Origin of the sequence: Pseudomonas sp. LB-090624, assembly GCF_003205205.1 — a bacterium.
Lineage (GTDB): Bacteria > Pseudomonadota > Gammaproteobacteria > Pseudomonadales > Pseudomonadaceae > Aquipseudomonas.
Genome location: NZ_QJRL01000043.1, coordinates 1 through 18,051, shown reverse-complemented (window position 1 = coordinate 18,051; position 18,051 = coordinate 1). Strand labels below are relative to the sequence as shown.

Genomic DNA, 18,051 nt, shown 5'->3' with positions numbered 1-18,051 from the left:
TCGGCGACTTGTTAGCATTATTTAAATATCTTGTCTACGCCGCTGGTGCACCCAGTCCACAATCTCTCCGTCTGGACTATAGCCAACGACGAGTTCTCGAAGAACCTGTCTAACACGGGCAAAATCTTCTAGATTGACTGCTGACATTAGCGTCGCCAAGTGCTCTTTCAAATCATCCCAAATGATATAATCTTCATTAGCGGACATAATCATAGGATGGAGTGTTGGCTGAACATTATCGCCAATCAGCAATTCCTCATATAACTTCTCACCTGGCCGCAACCCTGTATACTCTATTGCAATATCACCGTGAGGGTGCTTTTCAGAGCGCACAGTCAAACCAGAAAGATGAATCATTTTTTCCGCGAGAGCTGCAATACGGACAGGCTCCCCCATGTCCAATACATACACATCCCCCCCCAAACCCATAGAGCCAGCTTGGATAACAAGCTGAGCTGCTTCAGGAATAGTCATGAAGTAACGCGTTATTTTGGGATGCGTAACTGTAAGAGGCCCACCCGCTTTAATCTGCTTGTGAAATAGCGGGATTACCGAACCTGAGGAGCCCAAAACATTACCGAAACGCACCATGGTGAAGCGTGTTTGATTAACATGCGAAACGTTCCCCGCATCACCGAACATAACAGGGGCAATTTCATGACTAAGAGCTTGCAAAACCATTTCCGCAATGCGCTTAGTACTACCCATTACATTGGTAGGGCGAACAGCTTTATCTGTTGATACTAACACGAAATTAGAAACATTGGACTGCAATGCTGCTTGAGCAGTAAACAAGGTACCCAGAATATTATTAATTACGCCTTCTGAAATATTATGCTCAACAATTGGAACATGCTTATAAGCAGCCGCATGATATACTGTATCCACATGCCACATAGACATCATTTCAAAAAGATGATGTTGGTTGCGGATTGAACCTAAAAAAGGAATCAACCTAACTGGCAACGCTTCGCGATCAATCCGAGTATCTAGCTCTGAGTGAATAGCATAAAGATTGAATTCACTATGGTCAAACAATAGCAGCGCCTTCGGCTTCAGAGACAAAATCTGCCTACATAGCTCAGAACCAATCGACCCACCTGCACCGGTTACCAGTACAGTCTGGCCAACGATACAACGCGCGAGAAGATCAGTTTGCGCCGGCACTGAATCACGCCCTAGCAAATCAGCGATATCGACCTCTTGGATATCATCAACTTTGACTCGCCCACTTGCGAGGTCAATCACACTCGGCACACTACGTACATGAACAGGAAACGGCTCTAGCGCGCTGAGCACTTCCCGACGTCTAGCACGGCTTGCAGACGGAATCGCGAGTAACACCTCTTCCGCGCCCGTCACATCGATCACTCGCTGAATATCTTTACCGCTGAATACTTGAAGACCTGAAATAGTACTATTCGAAATAGTCGAATCATCATCAATGAAGGCTACAGGCCGTAAGACTCTACCCATTCTTAAAGCAGCAAGCAGTTGATTGCCGGCTGCGCCGGCACCATAGATTGCGACCCGAGGCAAACCGTTATCACGACTGGTGAATGGAACATGCTGCTTCGCAGCATACCAATCTCCTAAAAAAAACTGCCGCATCAACAAGCGCAGGCCACCAATAAAAACTAAACTCAGCCACCAATAATTGAAGATGATTGAGCGAGGGACAACAGTTTTGTGATCGCTATACCAGTAAACGACTAACGCGAGAACCAACGCAGAAAGGCTTACCGCTTTAAAAATGGCTATCAGGGCATCGTTACCAAAAAAACGCATAACTGCACGATACATGCCAAAACGAATAAAAATTGGAATTGCAACAACGGAAGCAGATGCAAATAACCACAGATGCCCAACCAAAGGATTAGCCATCTCGTCGTAGCCTAGTCGGACGACAAAAGCACACCAGAGAGCAAGCCATACTAGGATTAGGTCGACGATAACCTGGAGAGCACGCTTGTAACGGCGTGGGAGCGCAACTAATCTTTTTCTCAGAATGTTCATCACTTAACTTATAAACCTCTCATCCTCGAGCCAGCCTTAACGTTAATCACGCGCGCTGATCTTGTTGTACCAGTGTACGCTAATCAGCGGGCTTCAGCCGTCCCTGCTCCACACCTAATGGCCAGCCAAACCAACGGGACATACGCGATCGACACCGCAACTACCCCGTCCAAAGCTGAAATAGCTGCCATATAGGCAAAAGGCATTAGCCATACCACATTGATAACTAAAACCCCTAACGTCACCGGCGCATGTTTTCCAAATCGCCTAGCAGCGAACTGATAAGCGTGGCTTCGATGAGCCTCATAAACCTTTTCTCCTCTAAACAAGCGACGTGCCAGGGTCAGAGTGGCATCGACGATAAATACCCCGAGGAGGATTAACCAAGAATAAAAAAGATTGAAGGATGAGAGTGCCGCGTGAATGGAAATGGCTCCGAGCATCAGCCCTAAAAACCCGCTCCCTGCGTCCCCCATAAAAATCCGAGCAGGCGGAAAATTCCAAATCAAGAATCCTATGACTGCTGCGGCAAGAATCAAAGGCAATACCATCAGGTCGGGCATCTGAACAAAATAGTAAATGCCGCACGCACCGAGACAGGAAGTAATCGCCTCAACGCTGGCGATGCCATCTATCCCATCCATGAAGTTGTAAAGATTAGTAAGCCATGCGAGATATAACAGAGCAAAAATGCTCCCCGCCCAACCAAGATCTAATTCGTACTCAAAGACCACGACTGGTGGAAAGCCACCTAAGCATGCAACAACCCATCCAGCAATAATGAAATGGCATAGCAGACGCCATTTAGCATGAATATGCCCATGGTCATCCAAGAATCCTAACGCTGCTATAGCAGCCCCTCCACCGAAAATAGCAGCAAACAGCCAAAGGTCAAGTTTATGGAAGGCAGACAGCCATAAAGCAGCAATTAAAAAGGTTAGTACAATCGCAACACCGCCGCCTCTAGGCGTTGGTGTGGTATGGGAGCTTCGCTCATTAGGAACATCAATTATTTTCCGAGATAGTGCATAAGTACGCAGCACCCAAGTAAGGACCCACGCCAGCACCAAGAGCACAAAGAAAAACGGGATACTCATTAATTAAACACCGGATTTAGATGAATGGGTAATGAAGTCATGTCCAGCTTTAATTAAAGCCGAACGACCTCCTATCACCGGATGCCAACCTAGCGATCTAGCTTTGGATGAGTCAACTTTGAGGGAATCATACAATTGAGTATACGTATTTTTTCGACCAATGAGGGTCGCCCCAATTCGGAGAATACTCAATGGAACGGGAAACAGAACGTTCTTGGTGCCCATTCCAACCGCAAGCAGTGAAGCTATCTCACCAATTGTGAAGTCATCACCATCACTAATGACGAATGCCTGCCCAGCCGCATCGGGATGTTCTGCGCAGAATTTCAAGAAATCAATCAAATTCTCAAGTGCGATCATCGACCTCTGATTATCGACATCAGCGAAAGGTAGGGGAAGACGCTTACTAACCAGCTTAAGCAGCAATCTGAAATTGCCTGGGGCTCGACCAGAGTAAACTAGAGGGGGGCGTACAATCACCCATTCCATCTTTTGGTTTTGTAGGTACTGCTGAATTTGCATCTCAGCTTTAAGCTTGGACTTAGCGTAATGGGTGTTCGGCGAAAATGGTGATTGCTCTGTAAACGCACCTACCCCAGACTCTTGACCGTGAACACCAATACTACTAGCGTAAACAAATCGCTTCACTCCAGCTGCGACAGCTTGGCGAACTAAAGCCATTGTCGCATCGTTATTTATCCGCTCGTATTCAAGCTCGGGGTTTTCAGCTTTGTCGCCCAACTGATGTGCTCTTCCTGCGAGGTGAATAACGCAATCCACTTCACTCAGCTGTTCGCCCCAACTAACAGGCGCTGCGATGTCTCCCATCGCAACTGTGGACACATTATCAGTTAACTTTTTAGCTACCCTAGCAACACCAACGCAATCATGGCCTAAGCTAAGTAGGTGCAAGAACAGTTCACTTCCGACGAAACCGTTAGCGCCAGTCACTAAAATTTTCAAACTGCCCTCCATTTTCCGCTACTTCCATGACAAGACGCCGATGAAGCAGGCCCTTCGCAATCAAGCATTATGCCTTAACGTCTCGTATATCTCCAAGTGCTTCTCAACAACACTATCTATAGAAAAAGCGCGCTCAGCCATTGCACGGCCAGCTCGCCCCATCGCCGTACGACAGCTCTCGTCTTGTAATAGTTGCTGGATCGCATCAGCCAATCTATCAACCGCTTTGACAGGCACCAAGAGACCGGTCACGTTGGACTCAATCGCATCTCGACAGCCTGGCACGTCAGTGGTAATCACAGCCCGACCACTTGCTGCAGCTTCGATTAATATTTTTGGCAAGCCCTCACGATACGAAGGCAACACAACAAGGTTCGATAAAGCCAGGACATCTGACATAGTACTACTATATCCAGACCAATCGACTACTCCTTCGCGGATCCATTCATTGAGTTCATCGACAGTTATACTAGTAGGATTACCGATATCAACATCACCGACCAACTGAAAACGGGCAGTAACTCCGCGCTTCAATAGAAGCCTGGCAGCCTGAACAAACTCCAGGACTCCTTTGTCGCGCAACAATCGTGCTGCAAAAGTAACAACGCGCACGCCGTCAGGCTCGGGACGATAGTGAAACTCAGCCAAATTCACTCCAGAGCCACGAATTCTAGCACTGCGAGCAGAAGTAATCGCACCCAGTTCAATTAATGCTTGCTGATCATCTGGATTCTGAAAGACGGCGACGAGATTGCTCTTACCCAGCGCTATTCGATACATCCAAGTGACAATCTTACGCAAGAAACGGACTTTGTAACCTGCTGCCATAAAAATAAAGCCCAGTCCGGGCACTGCAGCCAACACCCCCTTCACTGGCGAAAGCCGAGCGGCTATTCCGCCATACAAAACGGGCTTAATTGTCACAAGATGAACAATGTCTGGCCTTATGCGCCAGAATAAAGCGATCAATTCAAATAGCGCTTTGAGTTCATTGATTGGATTAGTTCCACTTCTGGAAAAAGAGAGATTGTGATGCTGAAATTGTCTGCGGTGAATTTCATCCACATAAGGTCCCGCAGGCGTTGCGACGTGAACTTGATAGCCCTCGTGTCTGGCGGCTTCCGCCACTGGCAAACGATGAGAAAGAAAGTATTTTGCGTCGTTACCAACGATCAATAGAACGGGCTTCATAAAAAGCCTATCCGAGAATAGTAAATATTCACCAGCACACCCTCAATACAAATGCAGTTTAAGGAAGACAGTCGATAGCCCTAGCAAGTACTCCCTCGCCGCCAGAGACAGCGGGGAGCCAAGACTGATCACTTGCTTAAGCTAGCTACGTACCAAGGCATAGCTTTTCTAATGCCGCTATCAATATCAAATTCCGGGTGATAGCCAAGCAATTTTTGAGCTTTGCCAATATCTGCTTGTGAGTGTCGGACATCGCCCGCGCGGAAATCTCGATAGACGGGATCCTTAGAATATACGATACCGAGTTGAGCAAGCGTCACTTTCAAAGAGTTGAATAATGCATTCAAGTCAGTCCGACCACTAACCGCAACATTATAGACTTGATTAGTAGCCTCACTATCGTGCATGGTAGCCGAAAGCAAATTTGCTTGAACCGCATTCTCAATAAAACAGAAGTCACGGCTTGTCGTACCATCACCATTTATATAAACGTCTTCGTCAGCTATCATAGCTGCAGCCCACTTTGGGATAACTGCCGCATATGCGCCGGCAGGGTCTTGGCGCTGACCAAACACATTAAAATATCGTAAACCTATAGTACGAAAACCATAAGTCCTGGCGAAGACCTCAGCATACAGTTCATTAACATATTTAGTAACAGCATACGGCGATAGCGGCTTGCCTATTATGTTTTCAACTTTGGGCAAGCCAGGGTGATCACCATATGTCGAACTGCTGGCAGCATATACAAAGCTTTTGACCTTTGCATCACGAGCAGCAACCAACATGTTTAAAAAGCCAACGATATTAGCATCATTAGTAGCGATGGGATCCGCAATGGAGCGTGGAACTGACCCTAAAGCAGCTTGGTGTAATACGTAGTCGACTCCACTACAAGCTTTTTGGCAGTCGGATAAATTGCGAATGTCGCCCGTAATTAATTCGAAGTCAGCCCACTGCTCAGCGGTGACGACGGACTTAACCTCATCGAGGTTTTTTTTATGCCCAGTAGCAAAGTTATCAAGCCCAACAACCCTTTGATTATGCTTAAGAAGCATCTCTAATAGGTTGGAACCAATAAAGCCTGCAACACCTGTGACAAGCCAAGCTTTTGGCTCAACTTGCAGCTGTTGCAAAAGTTTTTTATAGACCGTCATTTGAAAAGCCGCCCTGCAGACGTCGTAAAAAATTATACATTAGAGGCGAAGATCTGATTGTTCCGAAGGGAGCAGATATTTTAGATCATATAGAACATGTTCTGCCTTTCCGAAAGATCGAATCTTTTCAACGCCAAGATCCTTGAATTGTTGATGAGCAACAGTCAGTATAACAGCATCATACTGGCCATGCGCGGGCTCCTGCGTTGGAGTAATACCATATTCGTGCTCGGACTCAACAACACTTACCCACGGATCGAAAACATCAACAATAATGTTATATTCTTGCAGCTCTTTAACAATATCTACAACTTTAGTATTCCGGAGGTCGGGGCAGTTCTCTTTAAACGTAAGCCCCATAATCAACACACGCGCACCATCAACATGGATACGGCGCTTGACCATTAACTTGACCAACTGAGAAACAACATAAGCACCCATGCTATCATTAAGCCGACGACCTGCAAGAATTATTTCTGGGTGATAACCAATGCTTTGAGCTTTGTGAGTTAGATAATAAGGATCCACCCCAATACAGTGGCCGCCGACCAGCCCCGGACGGAAAGGAAGGAAGTTCCACTTTGTTCCAGCAGCTTCGAGCACAGCCTCAGTATCGATACCCATTTTATTGAAGATTAAAGCGAGCTCATTGATGAGCGCAATGTTAAGATCGCGCTGTGTATTCTCAATTACCTTCGCCGCTTCCGCCACTTTGATGCTAGCAGCCTTGAAAGTGCCGGCCGTGATGATTGTGCGATATAGAGAGTCGACCAGATCAGCACAATCTCTATTCGAGCCGGAAGTCACTTTTTTAATCGTGGTAACTCGATGTTCTTTGTCACCCGGATTGATTCGCTCCGGGCTATAGCCCGCGAAGAAATCCTTATTAAACTTCAACCCAGAAAACTTCTCGAGCACGGGCACACAGTCTTCTTCGGTAGCGCCCGGGTAGACAGTTGACTCATAGATGACAACATCGCCCTGCTTAAGGACTTTGCCGATGGTTTCTGATGCTCTGATTAATGGAGTCAGATCCGGTTGTTTATATTCGTCGATTGGAGTAGGAACGGTGACAATATATACGTTACATGCTTGCAAATCACTGCTATTAGCGGTATAGGTTAAGCCGGTTGACTCCTTGAGCTCCGCATCACTTACTTCCAATGTAGAATCGTGCCCTTGCCTCAGGGCATCAATACGCCCCTGATTAATATCGAAACCGATCACATCTCGAGTTTTGCCAAACTCTACAGCCAAGGGCAGACCAACATATCCCAAGCCAATTACAGCCAGCTTTATCTCATTCAGCGAAAGCATCATTTATCCTAACCTATTAATGTATGTGATTTGCAATGAGGCTTCTAACCTATACAGTTGTATCTCGGGCGCGAACGCGGGATCCTGCACCCTATAGATCAGAAAACTCACTTCACCTCTGGTCTTCGGGTATTTTACCCTAGAGAACCCAAGCGACATAGCCCCATTCTTGACTGACGTGCACTCTCATCATTGTCATCGGTAGGCAATGACTACGTGCTGCCAGAGGTCAGGATTTTTCGTCAAGGAAGGAAGCAAAAGCTGCCCAAAACCTCGTTCGGCGGTCGTCCAGCACTTCTCGATAATAATTCTTAGCCATATCAAAGTTTCTACGCGACAAATCATTCATAAAGTCACTATCGCTGGCCAAGCTGTGAATTTTTCTAGACAGTGCTTGCCAGTCCCCGGGGGAAATCATCTCAGATTCACTCAGTAGCTCTGGGATTCCCGCGATCGCTGTCCCTATGCTGGGGCAGCCCCGACTCATTGCTTCTACTAATGCTCTGGGTAATCCTTCTTGGTAGCTTGGCTGCAGATAGATGTCGACACCATCGAGCCACTCGTAAATCGCTGAGCCTGCGGGCTTCGTACCGAGAAACTTAACCTTCTCTACCACCCCAAGTTTGTGAGCCAGGCCATGATACATCGACGCGTCCCCCGCACCCACCACTTCGAACTGCCAGTCGATTCCTTTTTTTTCAAAATCTGCTAGAGCCCTGATGGCAATATCAATAGCTTTATACTTTGAAGAGTAGTTCCCTATTAAACCAAACGTGATTTTCCTATTCGGAATCCGGTTTTTGGTCAGACGAGCCTCCAAGACCGAACTTGGCACCTCTGGGATATCGACGTTAGAGCAAAATGTAACCACACCGTCACTCGGATATCGCTTTTGAAGAAAGTCCTTCGTAACGTATAAAGCGAAATCTGCCTTTCTAATTACTTTGCGAGCATTCAAAGCGGAGATTGGCGCGTACAACTTAGCCTTCCATTTCCCATAATCCCACAGCCCACCCCAAGCACAACCGACCACCTCCACTGCATAAGGCTTATTTTGCTTAATCGCCTCAGAGATAAACAGCTGAGCAAGTCGACTTGGCATACGCGCAATCAAACCATCCGACTCTGCCACTAGCTCACGACACGCACGCTGAACACTTGCATTGCCGAAGATTAAACTTTTCGCGTTAGATACATTGGGTAACAAAACGAACTCAACACCTGGAACTGATGAAATTGTATAACTTTCATTATCTTCACCGAGCTCCCCTCCATCTCGCCCCACCACAACTAGGCTTGGAAAAATAGCCAGATAGCGCTGCCATATACTTGCCGGCAAACCCCCACCAGAGTAATATTTATCAGCCTTCCGTTTAAAGTAATGATCGTGGATGAAGAGGATCTTTTTCATACAAGTCTCTTTATGACTTTTGCAGGGACGCCAGCTACGACTGTAGCTGGTGGCACATCACGCGTGACAACGGAACCTGCGGCAACCACTGCCCTTTTACCAATTACGATACCCGGCATCACTCTTACGCCGCAGCCGATCCAGACATCATCATCAATCTCGACCGGGGACAATTCAATCGGATTATATTTGATAGGAAGATTAGGATCCGCCCAAGTGTGATTAAAAGTCAATATAGAAGTTTGATGTGCAATCGATACATTGCTGCCAATCCGCAAACCACCAACCGCATCTATGTAACAGCTCTCATGGATAGACACATTGTCTCCCACTACAATTTTTCCAATGCTTTTAAGAGCCACCCCGCGCCCAATATACAAATTTTTCCCACACCCTTCTAACTTTTTGGCAATAAGGCAATACCGAATTAAAACCGAAATCTTCCCAGAAAAAGGAGACACAAGATCCAACATTATATTAGTCAGTGGCGACGGCAGCCCGGACAATATAGTAGAAATAAAATTAGTTACGCCCGAAAATCTTTGGAAGAACATTCGCCCGTTCATACTAACTCCTTCATAAGCTAGGATGCTTTTTTCTTCGCATCATCAAGTGCGCCAAATAAACCAGCATCATTGCCAATCCCGAAATCTTGAAAAGTAGCGAAAGTAGGTTTGCCAAATCAGCTCGAATAACATAAACAAAAGCTGCTAGTGCAAGAATATAAAAAGCGTACCAGTAAATAGAGCGCCAACGCAGGTTGTACAGCGAGCCCAGCAAACTAGCATAGAACACCATAATCGCTACAATCCCAAATACTCCGCCTACTATGTAGCCGAATCCTACGATCGTAAACCCCCAACCAGAGGTGCCAGAGAACCCATTTTCCGCGCGGAAGACTCGCTCGAACCAAGCCACCGAACTCTGCACATCCGTTTCACCAGTGATCATCGTTGGGACAAATGCGCGAGATATATCACTAAACAAAAATGAAATATCCTGGTCCACACCAAAAAATAGCAACGAGTAGAAATTGCGCGAAGCTGACATGAATTCGCTATATAAAATAAGATCCCACCCATCACGATCAAATGCTACTTCACCACTGAGTAAAACCCCTTTGAAATACTGCGATATCGGGACCACAAGAACTAGAGCGGAGAAGATGGCGAGCATTTTGAAGAAACCAAAACTTCGGCGCTGGTCAAAATATATAATCAAAAAACCAAATAGAACCTTAAACAAAATGTCACGCTCGCCCGTCAACAGCACATAAAACAGACAAAGCCCTAAATACCCAATAATAAATAAATCGAAGCAAAACGCCTTCCCGATTCGAGCTGCACGTAAAAACACCAAGACAGTCACTACAAGCAATGCAAGATCACTTAAAATCTTTACTGCAGCTAAGTTATCAAGGATTTCACGCTTAGAGCCCGCTCCGGATTTAATAATCAATAACATTGGGACTACTACGAATGGCAACGCAAATACAAACAGGATACGCTCAGATGTAATATTAGCAAATCCAGCATCAAAAAAAGAAAAAGGCTGTCGCTGTCGCGACTCAAATACTATTACATTTGAGACTACCACAAACGTCGCCATCGCTAAAGATTGTAACCGCAAGCTTTCAAGTAGAACTCCCTCATCGAACGGCAAATTCCCCGGACCAAAAAAGAGGGCGCGCAACGGAAAAAAAGTAAAGTATATAGCCATGAAAGCAAGCGGAAATACTCTAGGATCCGCGGCACCATTTTTGCAGTTAACCCCTACGACCACTAGGGTATATATATATATATATACGACACTCCAAACAATAGATGAGCTTAGCCATACAAGCGCAAGCATAAAAAGCGTAAAAACAAAAACCAACAACTTTCCAATAAGGTTGTTCATTCAACACCTGACTTTTGCTTTTTCTCTTTCGATTCAATGCGCCTAAAAATTACAAACCTAGCAATCGACAATTCATCGACAAAAAACTTATGACATGCAGCCATTAAAACTAGAGGCACCGCGACATACAAGGCTGAAGACACAAAAAAATCTAGCGCAGCATTACTCAACACAAGCTGTCGATTGAGCAAAGAAAATGTTTCGAAAGAAATCATGAAAAATGCACCAATCTTAACATGACGCATTAACAACCCCATCAATCCAAACCGAAGTATTCGCCAGACAAGCAATGTCATCATAATGTAATTTAATAGAACAGCCACCACCACACCTATAGCTGCACCAGGCAAACCCCAGAGACCTCCCACGAATACGAGACCAACAACTGCAACTGCATATACCAACTGGACTCCAGCGCGGGAGTAAACTTTACCTACCGCCATTGTCAAGCAATCACTGAATTTATACCCTATCCGAAAATACAACCCGGCTGCCATAATTTGTATAAGCGTAACCACTTCATCCCAACCACTCCCGAATAGAATAAATACAATTTCCGAGGAAAATGAATAGATATAACCACTGAAGAAAACAAAAACCAGCAGCGAAAAATAAATCGATGACAAGTAAAAGCGAGTCAGCCTCTCAGTATCGCCGCGCATTTTAGCCATCATCGGAAAAAACACTTTATCTATGACACTGCCAAATAAAATAGCCGGCATGGACATTATTTGATACGCGCGCCCATACAAGCCTACTGCACCTACCCCCAAGATCTTTCCGATCACTAAGTTATCACCTTGACCCGCTGCGTAATTGCACAATCGAGCAATCGAGTAACCAACTCCATAATCCATCATCGCCAAAGCCCTAGCTTTGTCGAAGCCTATTTTATGTGACTCTCTACATCCCCCAAGTATCAAACAGGCAAACAAAACAGTCTGAACCCAGTATGCTCCAACTAGGGACCACACACCGTAGCCATTAAGCGCCATAACAATAGAGACAACCCCGTAAGCAAAAAAATAACTTACGAATGTAATAACTGATAGCTTCTTGAACTCAAAATTTCTCTGCAGTAAAGATTGCCCAACTACGGAGTACCCTACGAACGGAAGCATGAAAGCTAAGCTTTTTAGCACTCCATCGAGCCCGCTGGCATCAAAAAAGAATGCTATCGTACCAGACGTTAGATATAGCATTACTGCCAGTGCACTGCCCAGCATTACAGACAGCGTTACCGCTGTCTTTACATCGCCTGATTCCAAGTGCTCTTTCTGAACTAACGCAGGACCAACTCCAACTTCTGAAAAAATTCTCAGAAACGCGACTATGCTTGCACTAACACCGACAACACCAAAATCCTCCGGCCTAAGCACTCTGGCAAGAACCAAAATTGAAAGAAGCTGCAGGACGTTCTGCCCCATCGTCCCTAACAACAGCCACAGAAAACCACTTCTGCCCTTTTCGCCAACCTCTTCAACCTGGTTGATCTTCACTGCCCGCTTCCTTCATCTAATGAGTATTGCAAAGGACATCCCGTCACCCGAATCCATACTATGTATGGACGCTCAGAATCTTCCTATATCAAACCAGTTTGCGCAGACGGGACCTCAGGCTGCCAAAAGGTGGAGCGCGGCTATAGCGCTATTACGCCCCACAACAGGCTCTCTAAGTCCTGCGTAAGTATGCCCTAATACTACTCATCTTCGTTTGTAAATAGAAGAGCCCCCGTCGGAAGCTCCTCTCCTGCAAGGGTTGAGCGTTACTGGCCTGCTAGCGAAGTGTGCACTCGTGCTTCTGGCAATTGAGGAATCGAGTTAAGATCAACTTCGTAAACCTGGCGCATAGGGCTCGCCAACAGCCTAACCAGCGCAATAAATATACCGAGGGAGATGCCTATCAGAGCTCCCAGCATCAAAATCAACGGCTTATTTGGGAATACGGCACTAAGCGGATCAACTGGATATCGATCAACGGTTACCATCCGGAGATTATCGGTATTCACATTGAGTGCTGTTAAGCGCGCACGCTCAGCACGCAGCGCTTCGATACCCTCAAGGAACAGCTCCTCATTCTTTCGCGAATTCAACATCTGTATCTTTCGGTTTGTCTCCAGCATCGCTAGCTCTTTTCGAATCTCAGCGACCCGAGGATCAGCGAAATCGTCTGATGTCCGCTTGAGAAGGGCTTGCCGCTCGGCCTCCAGCGCATCCGTTCCAAGAAAGTATGAAGGTATACGCTGATTAATAATTTCAGTTCGGATAACATTTCCGGACGACTCTACACCCGCCTGCCCCATGGCCGCCGGCGTAGAAGGTCTCTTAAGCCCAAGTGATCGCGCAATAGTGATAGCCTCACTCAGCTCTGCAATTCGATTATCTCTTTGCAGCTTTAGCTGCAAGCGTAGAGCTCGTAATTCGTCAGTCAATATTGCTCGCTTGACAGCATCGCCCTCAAGCAACTTTGCTATTTTACCGTCCTTGTTCGCGTGGTAGTCGATTCGCGCCGCGTCAAGTTTCGCATCCACCTCCCTGATTCTATTAGCCACAATTACTTGTAGGTCTTTAGCTAAAATTTGTCGCTCACTATTTATTGCGTATTGAACCAACCCATTCAATACCGCTTTGCCATCCAATCCGGCTAAATAACGCAAATCCACACCAATATAACTTGCGACCCTATCGCTTTTTTTTGGGTCCGGCTGAACAACTTTCAAACTTTTTGAATTAAATTCCTCAAAAGCCTGCTCAAGTGTGCGCCCATCTCGCTCAAACGCAGCTTGCAGTTCAGTATTAGAGCGAAAATAGCCCAGCCGTGTATCATATGAATCGAGTGAAGCGGCGACCCTTTGAAGAGCAGACTTGGGCGTGAGATTATAGATTTTGCTACGATTCAACTCGTCGAAATCGTTCAGTGCGACTGTCGTTAATACAGTACTAACCTTATATTCGCTAGGCACACTGAATGCGTACCCCCCTGCTATCAACGTACCTAGCAGCGCTCCTGCCAGAATCAAATATTTTTGTCGTACTAACGAACGAAGAATTGATAAGAAATCCACTTCGGCGTGGTTCGACGCTGGGGTGGGGGAGGCGATGATCGTCACAGAGGTGCCTGTCTACCGGTAGAGGCCTGCGAAACAGGAGCGCCGCGACTGCCAGGGACCTGCCAAGGCAACCGCCTGAACATCCCTATTGTAGGCGGAAAAAGGGGCAGCATTATGCCACCTCCTCCGCCTCCCCGCTAGTAGTCACTCACCTCATAAATCATTGGGTGTGTGAAGCCTTCAGTATCCGCCCCCTCCGGTAGTAACGCGCAAACGCTACCAGCATCCCAAAAGCCACTCCCCCGGCCAACCCTAACGCTATGATCACTGGCTTATGAGGCTTTACAGGCTTGTCTGGGGACTCCACAGCACCATCCTGCCTATACACCTGCACGACACTAGGGTCCACCTGGAGATGCCGATAGAAACTCAATGCTTCTTGCTGCTGCCGAAGATCATTTACAAAGGGATCATCGGAAGTACGATCTTGGAGGTTAGCAATTTCGGCCTCCAATGCTTTTGAGCCACGCATATACGTTAAACTCCCCCCCATGCCTGCAGAAACTTCATCCGACAAGTTACTAGAAATGATAGGGGGTTCCTTGATACCTGTGGCGTGCGCAATCTTGAGCGCCTCAGTCAGTTGGACGATTCGATCTTCACGTTGCTTTCGCGCACTTTCTCGTGCAGCCGTAATTTGCTGCTCAAGATTATTAGCTTTAACAGTAGCATCAGCCTTGGCATCCTTTATGGTCTCAGTCGAGGACCTGATGCCAGCCATTTCGATAAACTGCACCACCCATTCCGCCGCCCTCTCAGGGTCTGACAATCTTGCTTTAACAAAGTACCGGCCAGTATTGTCTTTAGAAGCACTACCTATCGACAACACTTGTAGAAAGCTACCATACAATTCATCTTGAGACCCTTTGCGCTCTGTTTCAGATAGGCTAGGGAGATAAACCTTACGAAAAAATTCTCGTCGAAGAGACTCGGACTGTAAATTTCGGACATATACATCATAAGCGTCTTTAACAGTGATCATTGCCAAGCCACTATCGCCGCCTCGACCGTAATTCAATTGTGCGATGTCATTCTGTGATGGCGGTTGCACTATAACTTTAGACTCATAAACAGGCGTTGAAACAAATGCGTAGATCGCTGCCACAATTGTGAAAAAAAAACCTACGGCCACGACGATTATACGATCCTGCCAAAACACCTCGATCAAATCAAACAAGTCAATTTCATCACTACGTAGGCGCTCATTTTCACTGCGCATTAATTTTTCCTTTGGTCCGTCTGATTGCGTCATGTCCGAGGCTCACCCCCGCCCTCACGGAAAAGCGGTTCTAGGCCCCATCGACTCAAGCGTAGCGGCATTTTGCCAACAGGCTCGCCACGCCTAGTCACTTTTTCATCAATCAGTAATAGAGAGAACCTTCGCTCAGAAGTTCCTCGCTCTTCGACAGGACACCACGCACGCTGCTCAACGGTCATTCCGCAACTGTGACGCTCATCTCATGGCCAGGCCCACCAAAACTCCCGCGCAGCGCCGCCGCAAGCGTTTGCTTCGCCCTTTTCTCGCCATGCACCAACATTACCCGCCGAGCATTGCAGCCGCGCGCGAACGCCACCAACTGCGCCTGATCCGCATGCCCCGAGTAGCCGCCCAAGGTCATCACCTTCGCCCGCACCTCATACATCTGCCCATCCAGATCAATCTGCACAAACCCTTCCGCCCCTTCGCTGGCCTGAATGACCGCCCCGGGAGTGCCCTTGGCCTGATACCCCACAAACATCACCTCATGCCGGGGATCACCGAGCATTGCCTTCAGGTAATTGACGATGCGCCCACCGGAACACATGCCGTTGCCTGCAATCACGATCGCGGGGCGACCGGTACTCTTGAGGTAATTGACTACCTGCTGGTGGCGGGCATGGGTGTCGATACTGATCAGCTGGTCGAACCCGAGCGGATCACGCCCTTCGGCAAGCCGCGCCCTGGCCTCTGCGTTCCAGTACTCGTGCAAGTCGCGATACACAGCGGTGAAGCGCTGGGCCAAGGGTGAATCAAGGATGATGGGCAACTGCGACCAGTCCAGTGAATCGCCTTCAGGGGCCGAGCCGGTCGTGCTGAGCAGCGCGTTGCGGTGGAGGATGGCTTCGAGTTCGTACAACAGTTCCTGAGTACGACCGAGGCTGAACGCCGGAATGAGGAGAGTGCCCTGGTCAGCCAGGGCGCGATCAATCGCGGCTTCCAGCCGCTGCTGACGGTCGCTGACCGGAGGATGCAAGCGGTCACCGTAAGTGCTTTCCAGCACCAGCACATCTGCACGCTCTGGGGGCTGCACGGGGCGCAGCAGCGGGTTGCCACAGGCCCCCAGGTCGCCGGAGAACACGTAGCGTCTATTGGCCTCCTCATGCTGCATGTCGCATTCGACATAGGCCGATCCCAGCAGATGGCCAGCGCGCTGCAAGCGAATGCGACAGGTCAGGCCCGGGCGCTCGACCAGGGTGTGCCACTGCTCGAAAGGCAGCGGCACGATAAGGCCACGGATGAAATCCAGGTACCGCGCCACTTGGACGGGGTCGCTGCTGATGCTGAGCTTGTAGGCGTCTTCCAGTACCAGTGGGAGCAGCCGGGCCGAGGGCTTGCTGCACAGGATGGGGCCGCGGTAGCCGGCGGCCAGCAGCGCCGGGATACGCCCGACATGGTCAAGGTGCACATGGGTGATGACCAGAGCCTGGATACCCTGAACGTCGAAACCGAGCGGCGCGGTTTCGGCGCCCGGTGCCGCATCGTCACCCTGCTCCAGGCCGCAGTCCACCAGCAAGCTGACAGAGGGTGCGAGGTGCACCTGGTGGCAAGAGCCTGTGACGCCGCGGGTGCCACCGTGATGGGAAAGAACGGGATATTCCATGCTGCGCACACTCACCTGGGCCGAAAATGAAGTGCGCTATTACTCCATGAGGGCCGGTGTAGGCATAGGCGAGACTTTCCCAAATGGGCGTAGGAAGATTCCTTAATTGCCGCTCAGTGCTGCCTGGCGGGCTGAAGCCTTGATCTTGCGCTTACTGCGCTGCACGCCGTAGGCACCTAGCAATGGCCCAACGGCGAGGCCGATGACCAAGGCGGCCAGCACCAGTACGGCTACAGGCACCTCTGGCGCGACCCAGCCAAACAGCACCAGAGACACGGCTTGCTGATTCTCCAGTACGAAGAACAGCACCACAGCCGCCAACAGCAGCACGAACACCGCCGCCAGGGCGCGCTTGAGGTTACGCATCAGATTGCTCCTTGATTGATCAGGCTTCGGCCTCGTCTTCTTCATTGACGCGGTCGCGCAGTTCTTTGCCGGGCTTGAAGTGCGGCACGAACTTCCCTTCGAGGCTGACCGACTGGCCGGTCTTGGGGTTACGGCCTACGCGTGGGGCGCGATAGTGCAGCGAGAAGCTGCCAAAACCGCGAATCTCGATGCGATCGCCGGTAGCCAGGCATTGTGACATCTGTTCAAGCATGGTCTTGATGGCCAGCTCAACGTCCTTGGACGATAGCAGCCCCTGATGGGTGACAATACGTTCGATCAGCTCCGACTTCGTCATATTTTTCCCTTCGTTATCAAGCAGCTAGATCATTGCTTAACCAGTTTGTAGCACGCTGGGAAGGATTTGAACAGGGTGGTTCTTGACTTAATAAAAAAATTCAAGATTGAAGTTTTACGGGAATGGTCTACATGGCGTGCGCTGGCAGGGTTGCCATGATGGGTGGCGGGCCGGCAACCACAGGGGTCTGAGGGTACGGCGATAGGGATGCGTCGCCTGGGAGATCGAGCGCCGCCCGCGCGGCGCATCGCGAGCTGCGCTCGCTCCTACGGTTGTTTCGGGCCAGTTATTTCTGGGGGATTTGCGCGCGTACGCCTTGGCGCATGACGCGATATTGCGTCGCACAAA

General features: G+C 48.5%; 15 protein-coding genes. All 15 read right to left on the bottom strand.

The genetic code is table 11. The features are described from left to right. Nucleotides 1–21 precede the first annotated feature (21 nt). Entirely contained in the window at nucleotides 22–2,016 is a 1,995-nt protein-coding gene (locus DMX11_RS24190; RefSeq protein ID WP_110747782.1) for a nucleoside-diphosphate sugar epimerase/dehydratase, read from the bottom strand. Nucleotides 2,017–2,099: 83 nt separating this feature from the next. Then, nucleotides 2,100–3,113: a glycosyltransferase family 4 protein gene (locus DMX11_RS24185; RefSeq protein WP_110747779.1), complete on the bottom strand. Its 1,014-nt coding sequence runs from the start codon at nucleotides 3,111–3,113 to the stop codon at nucleotides 2,100–2,102. Nucleotides 3,114–3,116: 3 nt separating this feature from the next. After that, entirely contained in the window at nucleotides 3,117–4,076 is a 960-nt protein-coding gene (locus tag DMX11_RS24180) for an NAD-dependent epimerase/dehydratase family protein (RefSeq protein ID WP_256590661.1), read from the bottom strand. A 60-nt stretch (nucleotides 4,077–4,136) separates the two neighbouring features. Next, nucleotides 4,137–5,267: a glycosyltransferase family 4 protein gene (locus DMX11_RS24175; RefSeq protein WP_110747773.1), complete on the bottom strand. Its 1,131-nt coding sequence runs from the start codon at nucleotides 5,265–5,267 to the stop codon at nucleotides 4,137–4,139. A gap of 128 nt (nucleotides 5,268–5,395) precedes the next feature. Beyond that, complete coding sequence (locus tag DMX11_RS24170) at nucleotides 5,396–6,424, bottom strand: NAD-dependent epimerase/dehydratase family protein (RefSeq protein WP_110747770.1); 1,029 nt, start codon at nucleotides 6,422–6,424, stop codon at nucleotides 5,396–5,398. 39 nt (nucleotides 6,425–6,463) lie between these two features. Next, nucleotides 6,464–7,741 carry a Vi polysaccharide biosynthesis UDP-N-acetylglucosamine C-6 dehydrogenase TviB gene (tviB, locus tag DMX11_RS24165; RefSeq protein ID WP_110747805.1) on the bottom strand — a complete coding sequence of 426 codons (1,278 nt, stop codon included), beginning with the start codon at nucleotides 7,739–7,741 and terminating at the stop codon, nucleotides 6,464–6,466. A gap of 229 nt (nucleotides 7,742–7,970) precedes the next feature. Further along, nucleotides 7,971–9,152, bottom strand: a complete 1,182-nt coding sequence (locus tag DMX11_RS24160) for a glycosyltransferase family 4 protein (protein ID WP_110747767.1) — start codon at nucleotides 9,150–9,152, stop codon at nucleotides 7,971–7,973. Continuing rightward, nucleotides 9,149–9,718 (bottom strand): acyltransferase, encoded by a 570-nt coding sequence (locus tag DMX11_RS24155; RefSeq protein ID WP_218278968.1) that lies wholly within the window; start codon nucleotides 9,716–9,718, stop codon nucleotides 9,149–9,151. The genes DMX11_RS24160 and DMX11_RS24155 overlap by 4 nt, the downstream gene beginning before the upstream one ends. Before the next feature lie 10 nt (nucleotides 9,719–9,728). After that, nucleotides 9,729–11,051 carry an O-antigen polymerase gene (locus DMX11_RS24150; RefSeq protein ID WP_110747764.1) on the bottom strand — a complete coding sequence of 441 codons (1,323 nt, stop codon included), beginning with the start codon at nucleotides 11,049–11,051 and terminating at the stop codon, nucleotides 9,729–9,731. Next, the gene (locus tag DMX11_RS24145; RefSeq protein WP_110747761.1) at nucleotides 11,048–12,550 is read right to left on the bottom strand and encodes a lipopolysaccharide biosynthesis protein; all 1,503 of its coding nucleotides are present in this window, start codon (nucleotides 12,548–12,550) and stop codon (nucleotides 11,048–11,050) included. Before DMX11_RS24145 ends, DMX11_RS24150 begins: the two co-directional genes overlap by 4 nt. A 266-nt stretch (nucleotides 12,551–12,816) precedes the next feature. Beyond that, entirely contained in the window at nucleotides 12,817–14,160 is a 1,344-nt protein-coding gene (locus DMX11_RS24140; RefSeq protein ID WP_110747758.1) for a Wzz/FepE/Etk N-terminal domain-containing protein, read from the bottom strand. 160 nt (nucleotides 14,161–14,320) lie between these two features. After that, complete coding sequence (locus tag DMX11_RS24135) at nucleotides 14,321–15,412, bottom strand: LPS O-antigen chain length determinant protein WzzB (RefSeq protein WP_256590660.1); 1,092 nt, start codon at nucleotides 15,410–15,412, stop codon at nucleotides 14,321–14,323. Between the two features lie 181 nt (nucleotides 15,413–15,593). After that, a complete protein-coding gene (locus DMX11_RS24130) occupies nucleotides 15,594–17,021 on the bottom strand; it encodes an MBL fold metallo-hydrolase RNA specificity domain-containing protein (RefSeq protein WP_110747752.1) in 1,428 nt (475 codons plus the stop codon). Between the two features lie 102 nt (nucleotides 17,022–17,123). After that, complete coding sequence (locus tag DMX11_RS24125; protein WP_110747749.1) at nucleotides 17,124–17,387, bottom strand: lipopolysaccharide assembly protein LapA domain-containing protein; 264 nt, start codon at nucleotides 17,385–17,387, stop codon at nucleotides 17,124–17,126. Nucleotides 17,388–17,406: 19 nt separating this feature from the next. After that, complete coding sequence (gene ihfB / locus DMX11_RS24120; protein ID WP_003252675.1) at nucleotides 17,407–17,703, bottom strand: integration host factor subunit beta; 297 nt, start codon at nucleotides 17,701–17,703, stop codon at nucleotides 17,407–17,409. Nucleotides 17,704–18,051 lie beyond the last annotated feature (348 nt).

Coding starts and splice junctions, on each gene's coding strand:
- DMX11_RS24190 (WP_110747782.1), bottom strand. CDS start 2,016: ATGAACATTCTGAGAAAAAGATTAGTTGCGCTCCCACGCCGTTACAAG.
- DMX11_RS24185 (WP_110747779.1), bottom strand. CDS start 3,113: ATGAGTATCCCGTTTTTCTTTGTGCTCTTGGTGCTGGCGTGGGTCCTT.
- DMX11_RS24175 (WP_110747773.1), bottom strand. CDS start 5,267: ATGAAGCCCGTTCTATTGATCGTTGGTAACGACGCAAAATACTTTCTT.
- DMX11_RS24170 (WP_110747770.1), bottom strand. CDS start 6,424: ATGACGGTCTATAAAAAACTTTTGCAACAGCTGCAAGTTGAGCCAAAA.
- tviB (WP_110747805.1), bottom strand. CDS start 7,741: ATGCTTTCGCTGAATGAGATAAAGCTGGCTGTAATTGGCTTGGGATAT.
- DMX11_RS24160 (WP_110747767.1), bottom strand. CDS start 9,152: ATGAAAAAGATCCTCTTCATCCACGATCATTACTTTAAACGGAAGGCT.
- DMX11_RS24155 (WP_218278968.1), bottom strand. CDS start 9,718: ATGAACGGGCGAATGTTCTTCCAAAGATTTTCGGGCGTAACTAATTTT.
- DMX11_RS24150 (WP_110747764.1), bottom strand. CDS start 11,051: ATGAACAACCTTATTGGAAAGTTGTTGGTTTTTGTTTTTACGCTTTTT.
- DMX11_RS24135 (WP_256590660.1), bottom strand. CDS start 15,412: ATGACGCAATCAGACGGACCAAAGGAAAAATTAATGCGCAGTGAAAAT.
- DMX11_RS24130 (WP_110747752.1), bottom strand. CDS start 17,021: ATGGAATATCCCGTTCTTTCCCATCACGGTGGCACCCGCGGCGTCACA.
- DMX11_RS24125 (WP_110747749.1), bottom strand. CDS start 17,387: ATGCGTAACCTCAAGCGCGCCCTGGCGGCGGTGTTCGTGCTGCTGTTG.
- ihfB (WP_003252675.1), bottom strand. CDS start 17,703: ATGACGAAGTCGGAGCTGATCGAACGTATTGTCACCCATCAGGGGCTG.